Genomic DNA, 21,894 nt, shown 5'->3' with positions numbered 1-21,894 from the left:
TTATTTCCCCACGACCTGAATCACGACCAGGATCAATAGTAATGCAAACGTACCGAATGCCATACTAGATGCGTATTCACGCAATGAACCTGTTTGACGTGAACTTGTAAAGCTATTACCGCCTTTAACAAGTGCAGGCAATACAAGCCATAAGCCGTCAATTGGATCACGACCAAAGATTTTAGCCAGTAGCAAATAAGGCTTAACGAAAACAATGTTGTACAAAGCATCGAAACCAAGTGCATTACGACAGATATTTGCAAGACCCGCGCCCAGTGAAGTTTTCGCGAACGATTTCACTGCACCATAAGCAAAGGCAAATAACACCACACCAACTGCAAGACCTGCAAGTGCAATACCAACTGCTGTATATTCAGCGCTATGCATACCGTGTTCTAGTGCTTCTGGAATATTAAACGCTGGGATTTGTGCAGCATTTAAAATATTCGTTACTGGTGCTTTTAATACATAAGCTAAACCAGTTGAAAGCACTGCAAGAATCGCCAATGGCCCCCAGTAAGTAACACCTTTGATTTCATGGTAAGGCGTGTTTTCTTTACCAAAGAATACAACCCAAATAAGACGGAATGTATAAATTGAAGTTAAGAACGCACCTGCTACACCAGTCCAGTACAAGCAGTCATAAACTGCTATTGCTTGACCTTTCACCCATACCGCACCAAGAATCGCATCTTTCGAGAAGAAGCCGATCGTGATGAATGGAATCGCTGCCAATGCACCGCCACCAATCGCGAAACAAGCAAACAAGAATTTATTTTTGTGGAATAGACCACCCATCTTGAAGATGTTTTGTTCGTGATGGTAAGCCAAAATCACTGCACCAGAAGACAAGAATAATAATGCCTTGAAGAATGCGTGAGTCAGCATGTGGAATAGACCAGCTTGGTAAGCTTCAGCACCTACAGCCATAAACATATAACCCAACTGACTCATAGTTGAGTAAGCAAGAATACGTTTGATGTCTGTTTGTACCAATGCAGCAAAGCCTGCAACCAACAATGTCACCGCACCCGTGATTGAGATGAACATCATCACTTCTGGCGCTTGTTCAAACACGCTGAACATACGGCTACATAGGTAAACACCCGCTGTTACCATTGTTGCTGCGTGGATCAATGCAGATACTGGTGTAGGACCAGCCATCGCATCTGCCAACCATGTTTGTAATGGGATCTGAGCAGATTTACCTGCAGCACCCAAGAACAACATCAATGCAGTCCAGATCGCAATCGAAGAACTCTGAGCCAAAACTGTTGGCGCAGCAGCTACAACTTCTGCAATGTTTAAAGTACCGAATTGTTGGTAGATCAAGAACAATGCGATCAGTAGGAATACGTCACCCACACGTGTCACAGTGAATGCTTTAATTGCAGCAAAACCGTTTGCAGGTGTTTGGTAGTAGTAACCAATCAATAGGTATGAACATAGACCTACACCTTCCCAACCGAGGAATAACAACGCTAAGTTGTCACCCAACACTAAAAGCAGCATGCTTGCTACGAATAGGTTGAAGTATGAGAAGAAACGTGCAAAGTCTTCTTCGCCACGCATGTACCATGTTGCAAAGATGTGAATTAAGAAACCCACACCTGTGATCATGCCCATCATCAATAATGATAAGCCATCTAAATGAAGCGTGAAGCCCGGTGCTAAGTTACCTGCACTGAACCAAGTCCAAAGATGCTGAGTTGTTGCAACTGAACCATTATTAACAAAGTCGATACCGGCAATTAATGCAAATAAAGCTGAAAGACCAACTGAACCTGCACCAATAATTGCAGCAACTGATTCAGGAAGATTTTTACGACCTGCCGCCAACAGGATAAAACCAATTAGCGGGAATAGTACTGTTAAATATAAATAACTCATCCGCGCATCTCACTAGCAGCATCCACATCCAGATGATGGAAGCGATGATAGAACTGAAGGACGATCGCAAGACCGATACACGCCTCTGCTGCAGCAAGCGTTAAGATCAAGATAAACATCACTTGACCATCTGGCTGTGCCCATGCGCTTCCTGCCAAAACGAACGCTAAAGCAGCAGCGTTCATCATGATTTCAAGGCTCATTAAAATAAATAGTAGGTTGCGTCGAACCATCACACCGTAAAAACCCAGTGCAAAAAGAATGGTTGCAACGATCAAACCATGTTCTAAAGGGATGTTGCCCATTATTCTTTGTCCTCTTCTGCACCTGGCTCACGTTTGCCAAGATGGAATGCAGCGACAAGTGCGCCAAGCAATAACATCGCAGCAACTTCAACCAGCAATAAGTACTGAGTAAAGAGTGAAGTACCCACTTCTTTCGGACCGACAACTTGAGCACCCATGACAGTGCCAGCAGTTGTGTAGTCTGACTTCAACATCCAAACAAGGATTAGACCCATTAGAAAGCTCATCAACGCAGGATATGCCCACGCTGAAGAAGTCAGCCATTTGCTTTCTTGTTCAACAGTATTTTGACCAAGATTCAGCATCATCACGACGAATACGAATAGCACCATGATTGCGCCAGCGTAAACGATAATTTCGAGGGCACCGGCAAACGGCGCACCCACGATCATGAAGATACCTGCAACTGCAAGTAAAGAGATAATCAAGCTTAATAAAGCGTGTACTGGGTTCGTGTTAGTGACTACACGAACGGTAGAGACGATGGCCACAAGCGCCATCAAATAAAATGGCCACATCATGGTAATAGACTCCGTACATCAACTGGTGTGCTTTCGCGTTGAGCCTGACCTTTATCTTTACCAGCAACAGCCATACCTGTTACGCGGTAGAAGTTATAGTCTGGGTATTTACCAGGACCTGAGATAAGAAGGTTTTCTTTCTCATATACTAAGTCCTGACGAACATACTCACCTAACTCAAAGTCAGGTGTCATTTGAATCGCAGTCGTAGGACATGCTTCTTCACACATACCGCAGAAAATACAACGTGAGAAGTTGATACGGAAAAATTCCGGATACCAACGACCATCTTCTTTTTCAGCTTTTTGTAGTGAAATACAGCCGACTGGACATGCAACCGCACAAAGGTTACATGCTACACAGCGCTCTTCACCATCAGGGTCACGCGTTAACACGATACGACCACGGAAACGTGGTGGTACGATGTCTTCCGCTTTAACCTCTGGATATAAAATAGTGTCACGTTTACGTGTCGCGTGTGAGAATACCATCCACAACGAACGTACAATTGACCCAAATCCAGCTAGAAATTTAAACATTTTATTCTCCCTGCTGTCTTAGGCCTGATTCATTAGAATCACAGCACCAGTTACCAGAAGGTTAACCAACGCCAATGGCAAGCAAATTTTCCAACCAAAGTTCATGACTTGGTCATAACGTGGACGCATTAAAGAGCCACGAGCCAAGACAAACATCATTACAAAGAATGCTGTTTTAATAATGAACCAGAACGCAGCTGGAATGAATGGAATATCTAGGTTGAAAGGCGCTAACCAACCACCGAAGAATAAAGTCACGATTAATGCAGAGATCAGTACGACGTTGACGTATTCCGCAACGAAGAACATACCCCATTTCATACCGCCGTATTCGACATGGTAACCTTCCGCCAATTCTTGTTCTGCTTCTGGTTGGTCAAATGGATGACGGTGAGTTACCGCAACACCCGCAACCACGAAGATCAAGAAACCTAAGAACTGAGGAATAACAAACCAAACATCACGTTGCGCTTCAACAATTTCACGCATGTTGAATGAGCCTGCAATCGCAACCACACCCATCAGTGAAATACCCAAGAACACTTCATAAGAAATGGTTTGAGCAGCAGAACGTAAACCACCAAGTAATGCGTATTTGTTATTTGATGACCAACCACCGAACAATACTGCGTATACCGCAATACCAGCCATTGCCATAAAGAACAATAGACCGATGCTCATGTCTGAAACACCTAGATAAGGTGAAACAGGAATAACCATGAATGATAGCACCGCAGTTGCCATCGCAACTGCTGGAGCCATACGGAAAGTCAATTTGTCAGCAAATTTTGGTGTCCAGTCTTCCTTAAACATGATTTTCAGCATGTCGGCAACAATCTGGAACATACCGCCCGGACCTACACGGTTCGGACCGTAACGGTCTTGCCATAAGCCGAGTAAACGACGTTCAATAAAAGACATCAACGCAGCGATCAATACCACAACCAGTAAGATCACAATTGCTTGAAGAACTGAATAGGCGATTGGCCAGTTTTCAGCCCACAGCGGCGTTTGACGGATTAATTCTTGTTCCATGAATTACACTCCTACCGCGACTGAAACAGGTTCTGCAAGCGATACTGTAGGTGCTAGACCCACTGGGTAACCGATATAACCTGTAGGTAAGTATTCAATCACTTGAACTGGAAGGACGATTTCAGCATCCCCTGCTTTCACAGCGATACGTTGACCATCTTGAACATTTAAGCGTGCTGCATCTTGTTCACCCACAGCAAACATTGCTTCAGGAATACGTGATTCCATCGCAGGAGTTTTCACTGTAAATTCACCAGAAGCGAAGATGTGATGCATCGGTACAAGACGGAAGCTCTCACCATTAACCGCAACAGGTGCAGGTGCAACGAAAGTACGTGCTGGACGTTTCGCTAATCGATCAAATAAACGAACGCCTGCATCACCACCTTTTAAGTGACCACCCACGTTATCTTGGAATTTGTTCCAAGCTTGTGGAGAGTTCCAACCTGCAGACCAAGCAAATGGTACTAGTGAAGCTGGAGTTTGGTTACCTACATAACCTTCCATAGAGAACGTCAACGCAGAGTCTTTATCGACTGGTTGTTTTGGTTCATGAATAGAAAGTGGTGCGCGCATCGCAGTACGACCTGAGTAACGACGTGGTTCACGTGCCACTTTCAGACCATGTACACGGAAGCCAGCATCTGGTGCGACATCTTGAATTGCTTCAAGTGCAGGAACGTTTTTCGCTACTGACTCGATCACATCATCAAGAACTGTCCAAGAAATCGCTTTGCCTTTCACGCCAGTTTCAATGGCATGTAACCAGCGCCAAGATTCTTTGATCGCAAGTTCTGGTTTGTAGTAGCTTGGGTCATACACTTGGTAGAAACGTTGTGCACGGCCTTCTTGAGAGACAACTGTACCATCACCTTCAGCAAATGAAGCAGCAGAAAGTACGATGTTGGCTTTTTTCACAGTTTCAGTTTCAGAATGATCAAGTACGATCACTTCTTTACCAGAAAGTGCAGCATTCACCTGCGCGGCTGGTAAGCGACGATAAAGGTCATTTTCCACCACGATCACGGTATCGTAATCTTGTGCAAATGCTTGTTCTAGACTTTGACCACCAAAGATCGCTAAGCCCATTGAGTTCACTTCAGGAACAGTCAATGTTAAGCCCGCATTACCAAGGTTCTGTGCAACTTGTGCAGCAGCTTCCATGATTGATGCGTCTTGCAAGCTTGTACCCGAAATCACAAGTGGTTTCTTCGCAGCTTTTAAAGTGTCGGCAATGGTTTGTGCAAATGCTTTTGCATCGTCATCCAAACCTAAGATCACTTCACCTTTGACAGCAGCAGCGACCGCAAAACCTAAACGTGCAATGTCGTTAGGTGATGCAACAACTTCACCTGTTGCAACATCAGCTAAACGTGTTTGAGTTGCAGCAAGGATGTAAATCGGAGATTTCGCATCTTGAGCAATACGTTGTACAGGCTCAGCCAACCACTCTTGCGTACGGCGCTCTGCAGCCATTTCTTTGGCTTTATTTTTCGCAGCTTGGCGAACAGATAGAGCCATACGTGGTGCAGTTTGAGTTAAGTCTTCACCCAAAATCAACACAGCATCGTAGCTTTCGATTTCACGCATACCTGGGTTATAAACACCTTCGGTTTGCATAATAGAAGCTGCAAGTTCAACAAGTTTTTGCTCTTTTTGAGCCATACCGGTTGAGAAGTTGTCTTGACCTACAAGTTCGCGAAGCGCGAAGTTTGATTCAAGTGACGCACGTGGTGAACCGATACCCAATACTTTTTTGCCTTGGATATTTTCAATTACGGTATCCAATGCTTGGTCTACAGAAACTGTAGTCACATTTGCACCAGAGCGGAATTGTGGTTGACGTGGACGATCTTCACGGTTCACATAACCTGTACCGAAACGACCTTTATCGCAAAGGAAGTATTGGTTCACGTCACCGTTAAAGCGGTTTTCTACACGACGTAGTTCACCATAACGTTCACCCGGAGAGATGTTACAACCTGAAGAACAGCCTTGGCATACGCTTGGCGCATACTGCATGTCCCATTTACGGTTATAGCGTTCAGAGTGAGTTTTATCTGTGAATACACCTGTTGGGCACACTTCAGTCAAGTTACCAGAGAATTCAGATTCTAAAGTACCTGATTCTGGACGACCAAAGTAAACACGTGAAGCGTTTGCATACACACCAAAGTCCGTACCACCTGCATAATCTTTGTAGTAACGCACACAACGGTAGCACGCGATACAACGGTTCATTTCATGAGAAATGAAAGAGCCTAGCTCTTGGTTGTAATGCGTACGTTTTGTGAAGCGGTAACGACGACGGTCATGCTGAGTCATTACAGTCATATCTTGTAAATGACAGTGACCACCCTCTTCACACACTGGACAGTCGTGTGGGTGGTTGGTCATCAAGAATTCAACAACAGAAGCACGGAAATTCTTTGCTTCGTTATCTTCAATCGAGATGTAGGTATTGTCAGATGCAGGCGTCATACATGACATAACTAAACGACCGCGAGTATCTTCAGGATTCGCGTATTGAGTCACAGCACATTGACGGCAAGAACCGACAGAACCTAAGGATGGATGCCAACAAAAGTATGGGATGTCGATGCCAAGGCTAAGACATGCTTGTAGCAAGTTCTCTGAGCCGTTGACTTCATACGATTTTCCATCGACATGAATTGTAGCCATAGTCGAATTCCTTAAGCTTGTTCTACGTTGCTAGTTTGAGCTGCCGCATTTACGACTTTAGCTTCAAATTCGCCACGGAAATGTTTGAGTGCGCCCATTAACGGTTCCATCGCACCTGGAGCATGCGCACAGAAAGTTTTACCAATCCAAAGCTTACGAGTAAGTTCTTGTAAGTGATCGATATCTTCTTTCTTACCTGTGCCATCTTCCAAGGCTTTAAGCGCTTTAACCGCCCAAGGTAAGCCATCACGGCATGGTGTACACCAACCGCAAGATTCACGCGCAAAGAATTCTTCTAAGTTACGTGTCGCAGAAACCATACACTGAGTTTCATCGACTACCATGAGCAAACACGTACCTAAACGTGAACCTGCTTTCATGATGCTTTCAGCATCCATAGGAAGGTCAATATGTTCAGCAGCAAGGAAGTCTGTAGAAGCACCACCCGGTAACCATGCTTTGAGTTTTAAACCATCACGCATACCACCCGCATGATCTTCAATCACTTCACGCGCAGTTGTACCAAATGGAAGTTCCCAAAGACCTGGGAATTTTACTTTGCCTGAAGCGCCATAAATTTTAGTACCTGGATCTTTCGACTTACCTTCAGATAAACCGATATACCATTCAGGACCACGAAGCATAATTGCGGGTAAGTTGTTGTAAGTCTCTACGTTGTTAACAATCGTAGGACGACCCCAAGCACCTGCAACTTGTGGGAATGGCGGTTTAGTACGAGGGTTCGCACGGCGACCTTCAAGCGAGTTAATCAATGCAGTTTCTTCACCACAGATATAACGACCTGCACCAGTATGCACGTGTAACTCGAAGTTCCAACCTGTACCTAAGATGTTTTCACCCAAGTAACCTTTGGCACGAATTTGGTCCAATGCTTCATTTAAGTATTGAGCCGCTTCGATGTATTCACCACGGATGAAGATATAACCCTGTGTTGCTTCTAATGTATAAGCAGCAATCAACATACCTTCGATCAACTGATGAGGAAGTTTTTCCATCAACAGACGGTCTTTAAAGGTACCTGGTTCCATTTCATCGGCATTACAGATAAGGTAACGAGGGCCTGAGTTATCATTTGGCGCCATAAGCGACCATTTGATCCCTGCAGGGAAGCCCGCACCACCACGACCTTTTACAGTCGCAGCTTTGATCACTTCAAGCACTTCTTTCGGTTGCATGCCAACAGCTTTCTTAAAGCCAGCATAACCTTCAAGTGCTTCGTAATCATCTGCACTGCGTACGTGTTCCTGTTTGCTCAAACGCCAAGTTAATGGGTGAGTTTCTGGGTTACCGTCGCCATAAATTGGTTTTGGTTCAGTATTCATACATACTTCTCCAATAACTGTTTAATTGAAGTCACTTCAACTAGACCGTGAGTGTCTTCGTCAATCATTAACGTCGGACCTTTGTCACAGTTACCTAGGCAGCAAATTGGCAATAAAGTAAAGCGACCATCTGCAGTCGTTTGACCAAATGAAATGCCTAATTCACGCTGGAATGCTTCAGCAAGTGTTTCCGCGCCCATCAAGAAGCAAGCAATCGAGTCACATAATAAAATTACGTGGCGACCAACTGGTTGACGGTAAATACGGTTATAGAAAGTAGCAACACCTTCTAGGTCTGCAAGGCTCATGCTAAGCAATTGAGCAATAGCATTCATCTGTGCATCATCTACCCAGCCATTACGGCGTTGTACACACTTCAACGCATCAAGACATGCTGCGCGTGGGTACGGATAGTGACCAATGTGATGTTCGATATCGTGGATTTCTTCCGCAGTTAAAATCCCTTCAACGTTCACACGTGGTTTTTTGTCAGTCAAAATCATCATAATGCGATTACCCCTTAGCGATCCACGTCAGCCATTACGACGTCAATTGTCGCTAAATAAATGATTAAGTCAGACATTAAGCTGCCGTTAATCACAGAAGGCATTTGCTGTAAGTGCGTGAAGGTTGGTGTACGGATACGTGTACGGTAACTCATCGTTGACTTGTCTGAAGTCAAGTAGTAGTTCGACGCACCTTTTACCACTTCCGCCATTACAGAGCTTTCGCCTGCTGGCATTACAGGACCCCATGACACGCTCAAGAAGTGCGTAATCAATGTTTCGATGTCTTGTAAAGTTTTATCTTTTGGTGGTGGAACAGCCAGTGGATGGTCTGCTTTGTATGCACCAGAAGGCATGTTGTCTAAACATTGCTTGATGATTTTCAGCGATTCTTCAATTTCACGGAAGTGAACAAGAACACGTGCATAAGCATCGCCTTCGTACTCTAAAGGCACATCAAAGTCGTAGTTTTCGTAGCCGCTATAAGGACGGTATTTACGAACGTCGAAATCAATACCTGTAGCCCGTAGACCAGTACCCGTTACACCCCAAGCCAATGCTGATTTTGCATCGTACTGAGCAACGTTACGTGTACGACCGATAAACACTGAGTTTTTCAGTGCTGCAGTGTAGTACTCGTTCATACGCTTCGGCATCCAATCGAGGATTTCGCGAATGAGGTGCTGCCAGTTGTTTGGCAAGTCGTGCGCTGTACCACCGATACGGAACCATGCTGGGTGCATACGGTAACCCGTGATCGCTTCGATCGCGTCATAAATTTTTTGACGGTCAGCGAACATATAGAATACTGGGGTCATACCGCCGGCATCCTGAATCGCAGTACCAATGAACAACAAGTGGTTATTGATACGGAACAATTCAGACATCATGACACGGATACATTGTGCACGATCAGGAACCGTAATCCCTGCCATTTGCTCTACGCCAAGAACGTAAGGCATGTTTTGCGCACAACCACCTAAGTAGTCAACACGGTCTGTATACGGAATGAATGAGTGCCATGTTTGACGCTCAGCCATTTTTTCCACACCACGGTGGTGATAGCCAATGTCAGGTACACAGTCTTTCACTTCTTCACCGTCCAACTGCAAGATCACACGGAAGGCACCGTGCGCAGATGGATGGTTAGGACCCAAGTTTAGGAACATGAAGTCTTCATCATCGTTCCCACGCTTCATACCCCAATCTTCAGGTACGAAACGAAGATGTTCTTGTTCGTAATCCTGTTTCGCTTGGTTTTGGCGATAAGGCGTGTATTCGGTCGCACGTGCAGAATATTCTTTACGTAATGGATGACCTTCCCAATATGTTGGCAACAAGATACGACGGAGCATTGGATGCCCTTCGAAGTTGATACCAAACATGTCGTAAGCTTCACGTTCGTACCAGTTGGCATTCGGCCAAATATTGGTTGCCGTTGGAATGTTTACATCATTCTCAGCTAATGCAACCTTGATACGAATATCACTGTTACGCTCTAACGATAACAAGTGATAGAACACAGTGAAGTCAGATGCAGGCAGACCATCGCGGTGTGTACGTAAACGCTCATCAACCGCAGACAAGTCAAACAGCATCACGTATGGACGTGACACCGTACGCAAGAACATTAAAACTTCTTGTACACGTGCGCGCTCAACCCAGACTGTTGGAAAGTCTTCAAAAGTCGTTTGCACGTAGAAGTTCTCACCAAATTTGGTTTTGAGCTCTTCTACAATTGCAAATGCAGGGCGGGAATCAACTGGAGTTGATTCTGGCATAGCAATGTCAGTTTCAGCCATTGGCTTGGCTTCCTATTTAATACAAATTCAGTCAATCAAAACGACAATTACACCCAGTCCGGGTGTATCAATATTTCGTCGCAGTGATTATTTAATTTCATCCATTGAGCGTAAGTTTTTCACTGCAATACGCTGTGCGTTCTTACGGTCACGTTCTGGCATCATCTTTGGCTTATACACTGGCTTAAGATCATCACCAATCACGGCCGATAAAGGACGGCGCTCAAGTTGAATCTGGTCTTGCAATAACATCAATGCCTGAATTAAAGCTTCAGGACGTGGTGGGCAACCCGGGATATACACATCGACAGGGATGATTTTATCCACACCTTGTACAACTGAATAAATGTCGTACATACCACCAGAGTTTGCACATGCGCCCATTGAGATTACCCATTTAGGCTCAAGCATTTGCTCGTACAAACGTTGAATTACAGGCGCCATTTTCATGAAGCATGTACCTGCAACAATCATCAAGTCAGCCTGACGTGGTGAAGCACGAATAACCTCGGCACCGAAACGTGACAAGTCATGCACGCCTGTTAAAGTCGTTGCATACTCTACGTAGCAGCAAGATGTACCAAAGTTAAACGGCCAAACTGAGTTTTTACGACCCCAGTTTACTGCTGTATGTGCAACATCCTCTAAACGAGTCATGAACACATTTTTATTCACTTCTTCTTCAAGCGGATCGGTAACGATTTGACGCTCTTGAAGTGGATATTGATCAGCATCCGGATTCGCACGGGTTAATGTATATTTCATCCCGTCTTACTCCTTGTCAGATGATGCAGTCGGTGACTTAGATTTCACACGACCAGATGATTGAGCTGGAATTTGACCTGTAGGGTCCATAACCAACTCTTCAATAGAGTTAAAGCGTGTGATTTCTGCGATATCCATATTTGGCGAACCAATTTTAGGTTTAATTCCCGCCGCTTTACGCTTGTCAGAAGGTGACCAATTCAAACCACCAGAAGACAATTCATAAACCAAACCAGCAAGTAAAACTAAAATAAAGACTGCTGCAGCTGCAAAACCAACCCACCCAGTTTCACGAACAGAAGATGCCCATGCATAAAGGTAAAGTGCTTCGATATCGAACACCACGAAGAAGATCGCAACTAAATAGAATTTCGCAGACAAGCGAATACGTGCACCACCAGCACCTACTACACCTGACTCAAACTGCTCTTGCTTAGCACGACCCCATGATTTACCCCCAAGGAGTAAAGGGACGGTCAGCATAAAGACGCAAAGGAATGTAACGCCGATCACGAAGGCAATAATTGCCCAATCGTATGGAGTAATGGCACTCATGCGGGGATAACTCCTGGCAGGCCTATTTATTAACAAAGAATGTATGTATTGGCCTTCAAATACACCAAACACAAAATTAATCCCGCCAATTGTACCTGATTGAGGAGGCTTCTTGCTAGCTTATCGGTATTCGTCTTTAGGATGATTTTTTAATCATTTCAGCATTTAAATTGGGTTTACTCCCTTAAAATTAGGATTAATCGCTTAATTAGATTAGATTGCATTTTTTTATTAATTATTACATTTATGTGATTTTATCAGAAAATTATGACTGTTCAGTTTCATCAACAAACCCTTCATTTCTCAGCATACACGTTCAAATTGGCGTATTTTTATCAACTGTGTCATTTATTAAATAAATACTCCCCCACCTCAACTTTGTTGTTTCTTTATTCACTTCTTTTGCTTTTGATCTTTTCTTCAAATGAAAAGCCAGCTGTATTGGTTCTATGTAAAAAGACATTTTTTTAGCTTCTTGTGGCTTTTTTGCAATTCTTTGACACGACCTATAAAGAGTGTGATATTTGTAGTTAAAACACAAAAAGCAATCACAACGGAGAGACAATAATGACTTTAGAATTTACGCATAAACCTGATTATTTTCTATCTGCGCAATTGGTGATTCACCATATTAAAAACTACTTAGATAAGCACCCTGATGCTCAAAATGCCATTTTTGATTTACGTGATATCTATGAGTTATTACGTCAAGATTTAGCTTCTGCAACCACCAACCTTAGCGGGATTATGAATATTGTAGATGAATATAAAATTGAGACTCTAAACGGCGACCAAAAACTCATTAGCAATTATTCTATCGATGCTAAAAACAACTCTTTACTCATCGATTTCAATGCAGATGCCCTTGCTGCTCTGAAAAATGGCAAACCCATTATTGAACCTGATGCAACGATTACCGAATAAATAAAAACCTGATGTAAAAAAGCCATTCAAATTGAATGGCTTTTTATATGTACCACTCGCTAAATACAGCTGAGTTAGATTTCTTAGGCTGTTTAGCTTTCATTGGCACTAAGCTCTTTACCATCTAGCTTCGGCTTATTCTTCTTAAAACGTGTCGCAGGCCATGTCATGGTAAAACGCGCCCCACCCAATGTTGGACTTCCATCAATACCAACTGTTCCACCAAACCAATAAGCAATACGGCTAACAATCGATAAACCTAAACCATAGCCCCCTGAAGCACGGGTACGACTATCATCTAAGCGTGCAAAGGCATCAAAAATACGCTTACGATCTTCTTCTGGAATGCCGGGGCCATCATCTTCAACACAGATATAAGCCATACCTTCATCATTCACACCACCACTAATCAGCACTTTATCATCACAATATCGCACTGCATTCCCCACCAAGTTTTGTACAACACGGTGTAAATAGCGACGCTCGGTTTCCACAACCACTCCAATTGGTGGTGCTTGCAATTCCAAGGTTTTCCCAGTCTTTAAGGCTTCAGTTTCAATCAGGACCTGATCTAAAACTTCAAACAAGCTGACATCTTCAAACTCTAAAGATGGCATGCCTTGTTCGAGCTTGGCATAAGTCATGATTTCATCAATTAAGGTATTGAGGGCTTCGATATCTTTGTCGATTTGTTCAACTTGCTGCTGACGGTAGTCATAGTCATCTTCATCCGCCATCATTTCTACACCAAAGCGAATCCGCGCCACAGGTGTTCGCAGCTCATGCGATACCGCGCGCATCAACTCACGCTGTGCTTCAATTAAACGCTCAATATGATCTGACATGGAGTTATAGCTCGATGCTAAAGTACCAAATTCATCGGTACTTTCAACAGGCAGACGTACAGATAAGTCCCCACCCTTCATTTTATTTAAAGCATAATTTACTGCACGCAGCTTACGTTGCATCGGCACCAATAGGCCATAAACACCCAAGCTCAAGACAAATAAGCTCAGTAGCGTAATACCTGCTGCCAACTGGAAAGGCATCCAATTGAATAGCGGTACCGGCCCCATGACCAAAACTTCTGAAGTTGAGCTTGGAATTGGCGATACGATCGAAATGGTCGTGCCGCGCTCAGTCGCACTATCACGATACAAAATAATGCTGTGATCTAAGCGTAATCGGCCGATTTGCTCAGGATCTAAAGGCAAACTCTGAACATTTTGAATTGAAATTGGGTAAGAAAAATGATGCTGGATTTTTTCAAGATATTGTTTTTCTTGACCAGGGTAATAAACCAAATAATCCAGTATAAAGACAGGCAACGCCTTCATTTGGCGTTCTGAAATATTATCGGCTTTAATATACAGCAGATGTGCAGGGTCATCTTTTAAGCCAATAATAATGTAGGCTGCCGTCGTTTGTGCGTCCCAACGCACTACAGCTTTACGCTCTTCTATACGTTTTGTTTCCGCTCGGGTTAAATCAACCTGATTAGCTCTTACATAATAAATAGGCAACTCAAGTAGATCGGATGCATCTGACACCCAATCTGACTTTTGTTGTTCATTTGGCTGACGTGCAATACCTTCACTTATAATGAAAGCCAAACCGTCAGTAAGCGACTCACGATATTCTTGCGCGCGCTGGTAGTTGATGATCTGTACCAGCAAATAGCCAAATGTAGCGACTAAGAAGACTAATATCAGTAGTCCCGCGTAGACGCGCAAAAATATACTGTGTTTAAACACGTAAAAAGTGTCCTACTTTGCCAAACTGAGGGACGGTATTTTACATCAAATCCCGTTGGTTTCTTTTACGAATAGATAACCTTTACTACGTACGGTCTTAATACGTTTCGGGTTTTCAGGATCATCGCCAATTTTTGGACGAATACGTGAAATACGCACATCAATTGAACGATCTTGACCATCGTATTCAATACCACGCAGACGCTCAAAAATATCTTCACGAGAAAGAATGCGACCCGCATTAGATGCCAACAACCATAAAAGGTCATATTCTGCACTGGTAAAGTCAACCAACTCATTATTGAGTGTGACAGAACGACCACCATTATCAATTACAAGATCATCAAATTCGATGCGCTGTGCAACCTCATCTTCTGGTGCTTTGTCTGTACGACGTAATAATGCACGAATACGCGCAAGTAAAACGCGAGGTTGAACAGGTTTTGCAACATAGTCATCTGCACCCATTTCTAGACCCAACACTTGGTCCATGTCTTCGGTACGTGCAGTCAACATTAAAATTGGTTGATGGTAGTGTGGACGAACTTCACGACAAATGGTTAAACCATCTGCACCCGGAAGCATCACGTCGAGTAATACCATATCTGGTTGTTCAGCGATAATACGGCGAATCGCACGATTACCGTCTGGTTCTACCCCAACTTCAAGTCCGTTACGGATTAAGTATTCTTGAGTTAAACGAGCAAGACGCTCATCATCTTCAACAATTAAAATTTTAGGTAACTTTTCTTCTTGGCTCATTGATTGCCCCTTATTTGATTGGGCGTATCCTATTTGAAATCCGATAGATACGCTTAAACATAGTTTGCAATATACACACGTTTACATTGTAAACAAGATGGCATTCACCAAACTGATACATCAATATCGTATTTTGTAATAAATTTTAACCTGCTACATTTTTGCAGCCGTATTTACCAATCATTTCCATGCCCTATTGCTCACAATACCAACAATTATAAATTTGGATACATTTTCATCGAATAAAAACTGACTGATTAATTCACAACTTTTTAGGCTTTCTGAAGTTATCCACAATGTTATCTATAAGCACTCTTTTTCGACTTTGCTATGCTATGCCCTTGTCGGATAAGGCATATATAACAAAGATAAAAAATAGGGATTTTTTGAGATGGATTTCTGCCAGAAAAGTTCAAAGCATTTAGTAAAATGTCAATATTGATATACCCTGAATTTTCCCGTATCTTGTGTTCAATAAATTTTTAAACCACTAGGTCTTGTGTTTAAACCTCAAACACTGTGGCATAAAAATTGCCCAGTTCAAACGGTCCTAACATAAAAATAGATGACAAATGGAGCTATGCTAGCATGAGCGTAACGAATTCAACCCCTGGTCAAATTCAGGTGATTAAACGCACCGGTGACGTTGCACCTTTTGATGCAGAAAAAATCTCTGTGGCGATTGGTAAAGCGTTCTTGGCCGTTGAAGGCCAGCAAAGCGCTGACTCCAGCCGTATTCATGACCGTATCTCTCAATTAACTGAGATGGTATTGAATACCTTTAACCGTCGCTTACCTTCTGGCGGTACCATTCATATTGAAGAAATTCAGGATCAGGTTGAACTTGCGCTTATGCGTACAGGTGAGCAAAAAGTTGCTCGCTCTTACGTGATTTACCGCGAACAACGTGCCGAAGCTCGTAAACAAACTGGTGCTCACCACCACCCTACTTTACAAGTGACAGGTTCAAACGGTCAGCTTAAACCGCTTGATCTTGGCGCACTTGAGGCAAATATTGTTAAAGCAGCTGAAGGTTTAGAAGGCATCGATGTTCGAGCGATTATCGATGAGACTGTAAAAAACCTTTATAACGGCGTAAAAGAGTCAGACATCTCAACGACCATGATGATGGCTACTCGTACACGTATCGAACAAGAACCAAACTATACATATGTGACTGCGCGTTTATTGCGTAATGACCTTGTTGCTACAGGTTTAGAGTTCTTAGGTTTAGATACTGACACGAATGAAGGCGACGCTTTAGAAACTTTCTTGAAGAAAGGTATCGAGCTTGATCTTCTTTCTCCAGAACTACTTAACTTTGACCTTGCAAAATTGGCTGCTGCGATTCAACCAGAACGCTCAAACCAATTTACTTATTTAGGTCTACAAACCTTATTTGACCGTTACTTCATCCACTCAGATGGCGTACGTTTCGAATTACCACAATTATTCTTCATGCGTGTTTCAATGGGTCTTTCATTGAACGAAGAAAATCGTGAAGAACGTGCAATCGAATTCTATAACTTATTGTCTAGCTTCGATTACATGGCGTCTACGCCTACTCTATTTAACTCTGGTACTTTACGTCCACAGTTATCTAGCTGTTACTTAACAACGATTTCAGATGACCTTTACAACATTTATGGCGCAATGCGTGATAACGCAATGTTGTCTAAATGGGCGGGTGGTTTAGGTAATGACTGGACGCCAGTTCGTGCGCTTAACTCGTACATCAAAGGTACGAATGGTAAGTCACAAGGTGTTGTACCGTTCCTTAAAGTTGCCAACGATACTGCTGTTGCAGTAAACCAAGGTGGTAAACGTAAAGGTGCAGTATGTGCATACCTTGAAACTTGGCACTTGGACATCGAAGAATTCCTAGAACTTCGTAAGAACACAGGTGATGACCGTCGTCGTACCCATGACATGAACACAGCGAACTGGGTTCCTGACTTGTTTATGCAACGTGTATTCGAAGATGCTGAATGGACTCTGTTCACACCATCTGAAACACCTGATTTGCATGACCTAACAGGTGCAGAATTTGCTGAACGCTATGCTTACTACGAAGGCATTGCGAAAGAAACCAACATGCTACATAAGAAAGTCCGTGCGAAAGACTTATGGCGCAAAATGTTGTCTATGTTGTTTGAAACTGGTCACCCTTGGATCACATTCAAAGACGTATGTAACTTACGTTCACCACAACAACACGTTGGTGTAGTTCACTCTTCTAACTTGTGTACAGAAATTACGCTGAACACGAACGAAGATGAAATCGCAGTATGTAACTTAGGTTCAATTAACCTTGTACAACACGTGCAAGGCGGTGTGTTAGATCGTGAAAAACTTGCTCGTACAGTAAAAACTGCTGTTCGTATGCTCGACAACGTGATTGACATCAACTACTACGCTGTTCCTCAAGCGCGTAACTCGAACTTGAAACACCGTCCAGTGGGTATGGGTATCATGGGCTTCCAAGATGCTTTATACGAAATGAAATTGGCTTATGGTTCTGATGCTGCGGTTGAGTTCGCTGACGAATCTATGGAAGTGATTTCTTACTACGCAATCCAAACGTCTAGCGACTTGGCACTTGAACGTGGTACTTACGAGACATTTAAAGGTTCACTTTGGGATCAAGGTATCTTGCCAATTGACTCTTTAGATATCGTACAAAAAGCACGTCCTGACCGTATGTTCGAAGTTGACCGTACAACACGTTTGGACTGGGATACTTTACGTACTAAAGTTCAAAAAGACGGTATGCGTAACTCAAACGTGATGGCGATTGCACCGACTGCAACCATTTCGAACATTTGTGGCGTGTCTCAATCAATCGAACCAACTTTCCAAAACTTGTATGTGAAATCTAACCTTTCTGGTGAATTCACAGTGATCAACCCGTACCTAGTACGTGCGTTAAAAGATCGCGGTCTTTGGGATTCTGTAATGGTGAACGACCTGAAACACTTCGAAGGTTCGGTTCAAAAAATTGCACGTATTCCTGAAGAGCTTAAAGCAATCTTCGCGACTGCGTTCGAAGTTGAGCCACGTTGGATTGTTGATGCTGCATCACGTCGTCAAAAATGGATCGACCAAGCTCAGTCTCTTAACCTTTACATCTCTGGTGCAAACGGTAAGAAACTCGACATGACGTACAAAATGGCATGGTTACGTGGTCTTAAGACGACTTATTACCTACGTGCATTGGGTGCGACTTCTGCTGAGAAATCAACCATTAACACTGGCGCATTGAACGCAGTTAAGCCTGCTACTGTTGCAGCACCTGTAACTGCTGTTGCGAAAGAAGAACCTAAAGCTGAAGTTGCTGCTGAAGAAGAAGGTTTTGGTCAAGCAGCTCCAGTGCCAATGGCATGTTCAATTGACAACCCTGATTGTGAGGCTTGTCAATAATGCAAAAAGTTTCTATGGGTGAGCTAATAATATTCATGATTTTACTACTACTAATTGTAGTAGCAATCAAAGGATAAAAATATGCTAGAACATTAGCCTCTGCATTAGAGGCTTTTGTTCAACCCATAGATTTTTGCCAAAATCACAGATCTTAAAGGAAAACTCCATGCCACATATGACGCATAACTATCAGTTAGGGCTTATTGCTTTGGTAGTTTCCTTTATTTTGACTTTTTATGTCCCGATCGCCTATTTCTGGTTCAAGGCATATAAATCGCGTAATCAAAATAAGTAGTTTTATAGACAGAATTACTTCTTTTGATAATGTAGAAATACACAATCAAACCTAGATCAAAGATTATGAAAGATAGAAAGTAATTGGAGATTTAGAAAGGATTTGGGGAAAATGTTGGGGATATTGGCGTATCCCCTCCATAAATCTCAGATAACCGAGAATACGGTTGACTGAAAGCTTTCGTCTAAGAAAGTAACGAAATCTTCGTTCACTTTGGGCTTTGAGTCAACTGTTAATTATCACTTTTAAACTAAACCTATGTTTTTAGGAGTTTTAAAAATGAGTATCAAACTACAGTTAATCATTAACAAAGTTACAGGAGATTTTTATGAGCCAATGGTGCTTAAGCTACGATCTTAAAAACAAACCAAGTTCAAATTATTCAAGAATTTACCAAACTCTTGGACAATATGAACACACTCGATTACAACAGTCGATTTGGTTGCTAAATACAACTAAATCTTCTGATGAAATCATAAATGATTTTAGGCATTGCGTTGATCAAGATGACCGTTTTGCGGTTTTCCCAATTGACCAAAATTTATTAAACATTTTAAAGGAGTAAATACCCCGACCATTTATTGTTCACAATAAATGGTTTTGAAATAGAGAGAGGTTTATAATCTCTTCTCTATTTCAGTGGGGTTCATTGCTTTTTAAATAAAGTGAGGAGAATCCCATGTCTATCCTAAGTTGGGACGATTTCGAAGATGATGAACCGAAACAAGCTGCACAAGCTCACCAGCCTGCGCCCGTCGAACCGCAAAAAACGACTGATTCGCAAGTGGTATCTAATGCACAGCACTCATCGCCGAATTTGGCAGCTGCACAACCCGCTCGAACCAGTACAAATCGACCAACAGATCCAACCGATCCGTTGGCAAGAGCATCTAACGCTCTAGAAAATCTAGACGTTGCACCTGGCTTAGAAGAGCTAGAAATGGGTGCTCAGCGTGTTCAAGTTGACGATAAAGCGATGATCAACTGCCGCGCTGACTTAAACCAACTTGTACCGTTCAAATACGAATGGGCTTGGCAAAAATATCTAGACGGTTGTGCAAACCACTGGATGCCGCAAGAAGTGAACATGAACCATGACATCGCACTTTGGAAGTCTGAAAATGGCTTAACCGAAGATGAGCGTACCATTGTTATGCGTTCTTTAGGTTTCTTCTCGACTGCGGATTCATTGGTTGCAAACAACTTGGTTCTTGCAATCTACCGTCACATCACCAACCCTGAATGCCGTCAGTACATCTTACGTCAATCATTTGAAGAAGCGATTCACACGCACGCTTACCAATACTGTATCGAATCTTTAGGTATGGACGAAGGCGAAGTCTTCAACATGTACCGTGAAATTCCTTCAGTGGCTCGTAAAGCAGCTTGGGGTCTGAAATATACACAATCTTTAAGTGATCCTACGTTCAAAACAGGTACACCTGAAAACGACCAAATCTTGCTTCGCAACTTGATCGCGTTCTACTGCGTACTTGAAGGTATCTTCTTCTACTGTGGTTTCAGCCAAATCTTGTCTATGGGTCGTCGTAACAAGATGAATGGTGTTGCTGAGCAATTCCAATACATCTTACGTGATGAATCTATGCACTTGAACTTTGGTATCGACATGATCAACCAAATCAAGATCGAAAACCCTCACCTATGGACTGCTGAGTTCCAAGAAGAAATCATTCAAATGATTCTTGAAGGTACTATGCTTGAAATCGAATATGCTCGTGACACTATGCCACGCGGTGTATTGGGTATGAATGCAGGCATGATGGAAGAATACTTGAAGTTCATCTGTAACCGTCGTTTGAGCCAATTAGGTTTACCTGAACAATTTGCTGGTGTGAATAACCCATTCCAGTGGATGTCAGAAATGATGGACTTACGTAAAGAGAAGAACTTCTTTGAAACTCGCGTAACGGATTACCAAACTGGTGGTGCGTTAAGCTGGTAATAAATTTTTCAGCGAAATATCAAAAGCGGAACCAAGTGTTCCGCTTTTTTTATGAAGAATTTCATTCACCCAAGCAAATCTATGCATTTAATTTAATTCATATTCTGCTAATATAAAACGGTATAAAAATACATCAATTAATAAAAATCACATAATAAAAGAGGACAGAATGAAAGGTCAGATTTTAGATTATTCAGTACAAACCAATTCAGGCATCATCACTGGAGATGATCAAAACCGTTATGAGTTTACAGGTGCAGAATGGCGTGGCCAAAACTCACCTAAACGCGGCGATCATGTAGATTTCGATATCAGTCCAGAAGGTCAAGCTGTTCAAGTATTCAATGCTCTTGGCAGCAGTAATCCTATTCAACAAATTTCAAAGCAACTCGATAAAATTTCAAACCAAGACCAAGCTGAATCAAAATTCAACATGATTGATTGGTTTGTCAAATGTCTAAAAAATTATGCCAACTTTACTGGACGTGCACGCCGTAAAGAATATTGGTTTTTTGTATTGGTCTATCTTATCGCAATGATTATTACTCTGATTGTCGATTCAGTGCTTAGAACCAAAGGAATATTCACAGGTATTTTCATCTTAGCAATGGTTATTCCGTCCCTTTCCGTTGCAGTACGTCGTTTACATGATATTAATAAATCTGGTTGGTATTGGTTAATACAAATGATTCCACTCGTTGGGCCAATTCTGGTTCTAATTTGGCTTGCAACGGAAACTAAACCTGAAGTAAACCAATGGGGACAACCTGCAAAATAAATAAAAAATCGTGGCTACTATCTATGTAGTCGCCCTATCAATAGCACATCAACTC

Annotated in this window: 18 protein-coding genes; 5 read left to right on the top strand and 13 right to left on the bottom strand. The window is 42.6% G+C overall.

What is annotated here, in order from left to right; all coding sequences use genetic code 11:
* From nuoL to ndhC, 11 genes are all read right to left on the bottom strand, one after another.
* Positions 1-1,890 (bottom strand): NADH-quinone oxidoreductase subunit L, encoded by a 1,890-nt coding sequence (nuoL, locus tag FTV04_RS08055; protein WP_078191097.1) that lies wholly within the window; start codon positions 1,888-1,890, stop codon positions 1-3.
* Positions 1,887-2,195 (bottom strand): NADH-quinone oxidoreductase subunit NuoK, encoded by a 309-nt coding sequence (nuoK, locus tag FTV04_RS08050; RefSeq protein WP_067665227.1) that lies wholly within the window; start codon positions 2,193-2,195, stop codon positions 1,887-1,889. Before nuoK ends, nuoL begins: the two co-directional genes overlap by 4 nt.
* Positions 2,195-2,713 carry an NADH-quinone oxidoreductase subunit J gene (gene nuoJ / locus FTV04_RS08045; RefSeq protein ID WP_171262661.1) on the bottom strand — a complete coding sequence of 173 codons (519 nt, stop codon included), beginning with the start codon at positions 2,711-2,713 and terminating at the stop codon, positions 2,195-2,197. The genes nuoK and nuoJ overlap by 1 nt, the downstream gene beginning before the upstream one ends.
* The gene (gene nuoI, locus FTV04_RS08040) at positions 2,713-3,255 is read right to left on the bottom strand and encodes an NADH-quinone oxidoreductase subunit NuoI (RefSeq protein WP_078191099.1); all 543 of its coding nucleotides are present in this window, start codon (positions 3,253-3,255) and stop codon (positions 2,713-2,715) included. The genes nuoJ and nuoI overlap by 1 nt, the downstream gene beginning before the upstream one ends.
* Positions 3,256-3,273: 18 nt before the next feature.
* Positions 3,274-4,290 carry an NADH-quinone oxidoreductase subunit NuoH gene (nuoH, locus tag FTV04_RS08035; protein ID WP_078191100.1) on the bottom strand — a complete coding sequence of 339 codons (1,017 nt, stop codon included), beginning with the start codon at positions 4,288-4,290 and terminating at the stop codon, positions 3,274-3,276.
* Positions 4,291-4,293: 3 nt separating this feature from the next.
* A complete protein-coding gene (gene nuoG / locus FTV04_RS08030; protein WP_180089201.1) occupies positions 4,294-6,972 on the bottom strand; it encodes an NADH-quinone oxidoreductase subunit NuoG in 2,679 nt (892 codons plus the stop codon).
* Between the two features lie 11 nt (positions 6,973-6,983).
* The gene (gene nuoF / locus FTV04_RS08025) at positions 6,984-8,315 is read right to left on the bottom strand and encodes an NADH-quinone oxidoreductase subunit NuoF (RefSeq protein WP_111884890.1); all 1,332 of its coding nucleotides are present in this window, start codon (positions 8,313-8,315) and stop codon (positions 6,984-6,986) included.
* Positions 8,312-8,821, bottom strand: coding sequence for an NADH-quinone oxidoreductase subunit NuoE (gene nuoE / locus FTV04_RS08020; protein WP_078191103.1), 510 nt, complete (start codon positions 8,819-8,821; stop codon positions 8,312-8,314). The genes nuoF and nuoE overlap by 4 nt, the downstream gene beginning before the upstream one ends.
* Before the next feature lie 14 nt (positions 8,822-8,835).
* Complete coding sequence (nuoC, locus tag FTV04_RS08015) at positions 8,836-10,623, bottom strand: NADH-quinone oxidoreductase subunit C/D (RefSeq protein WP_078191104.1); 1,788 nt, start codon at positions 10,621-10,623, stop codon at positions 8,836-8,838.
* Positions 10,624-10,710: 87 nt separating this feature from the next.
* Complete coding sequence (locus tag FTV04_RS08010) at positions 10,711-11,388, bottom strand: NADH-quinone oxidoreductase subunit B family protein (protein WP_078191105.1); 678 nt, start codon at positions 11,386-11,388, stop codon at positions 10,711-10,713.
* 6 nt (positions 11,389-11,394) lie between these two features.
* Entirely contained in the window at positions 11,395-11,943 is a 549-nt protein-coding gene (gene ndhC / locus FTV04_RS08005; RefSeq protein ID WP_078192295.1) for an NADH-quinone oxidoreductase subunit A, read from the bottom strand.
* Positions 11,944-12,510: 567 nt separating this feature from the next.
* Between ndhC and FTV04_RS08000 the strand changes: the two genes are divergently transcribed.
* Positions 12,511-12,867: a hypothetical protein gene (locus FTV04_RS08000; RefSeq protein ID WP_180009319.1), complete on the top strand. Its 357-nt coding sequence runs from the start codon at positions 12,511-12,513 to the stop codon at positions 12,865-12,867.
* A 92-nt stretch (positions 12,868-12,959) separates the two neighbouring features.
* Here the strand turns inward: FTV04_RS08000 and bfmS are convergent, their stop codons facing one another.
* Together bfmS and bfmR are read right to left on the bottom strand one after the other, a co-directional pair.
* The gene (gene bfmS, locus FTV04_RS07995; protein WP_180089200.1) at positions 12,960-14,621 is read right to left on the bottom strand and encodes a sensor histidine kinase BfmS; all 1,662 of its coding nucleotides are present in this window, start codon (positions 14,619-14,621) and stop codon (positions 12,960-12,962) included.
* A gap of 45 nt (positions 14,622-14,666) precedes the next feature.
* Complete coding sequence (gene bfmR / locus FTV04_RS07990) at positions 14,667-15,383, bottom strand: response regulator transcription factor BfmR (protein ID WP_067764711.1); 717 nt, start codon at positions 15,381-15,383, stop codon at positions 14,667-14,669.
* 588 nt (positions 15,384-15,971) lie between these two features.
* Here bfmR and FTV04_RS07985 point away from each other — a divergent pair.
* From FTV04_RS07985 to FTV04_RS07970, 4 genes are all read left to right on the top strand, one after another.
* Positions 15,972-18,803: a ribonucleoside-diphosphate reductase subunit alpha gene (locus FTV04_RS07985; RefSeq protein ID WP_180009314.1), complete on the top strand. Its 2,832-nt coding sequence runs from the start codon at positions 15,972-15,974 to the stop codon at positions 18,801-18,803.
* A 623-nt stretch (positions 18,804-19,426) separates the two neighbouring features.
* Positions 19,427-19,663 (top strand): CRISPR-associated protein Cas2, encoded by a 237-nt coding sequence (locus tag FTV04_RS07980; protein WP_180055543.1) that lies wholly within the window; start codon positions 19,427-19,429, stop codon positions 19,661-19,663.
* Between the two features lie 114 nt (positions 19,664-19,777).
* Positions 19,778-21,061 (top strand): ribonucleotide-diphosphate reductase subunit beta, encoded by a 1,284-nt coding sequence (locus tag FTV04_RS07975; RefSeq protein WP_078191110.1) that lies wholly within the window; start codon positions 19,778-19,780, stop codon positions 21,059-21,061.
* Positions 21,062-21,230: 169 nt separating this feature from the next.
* Positions 21,231-21,839 (top strand): DUF805 domain-containing protein, encoded by a 609-nt coding sequence (locus FTV04_RS07970; protein WP_180089199.1) that lies wholly within the window; start codon positions 21,231-21,233, stop codon positions 21,837-21,839.
* Positions 21,840-21,894: the final 55 nt, after the last annotated feature.

The sequence above is a fragment of the Acinetobacter sp. YH12219 genome (assembly GCF_013417875.1).
Lineage (GTDB): Bacteria > Pseudomonadota > Gammaproteobacteria > Pseudomonadales > Moraxellaceae > Acinetobacter > Acinetobacter amyesii.
Note: the sequence above shows the minus strand (reverse complement) of the source record. Positions and strands in the feature narration are given on the sequence as shown.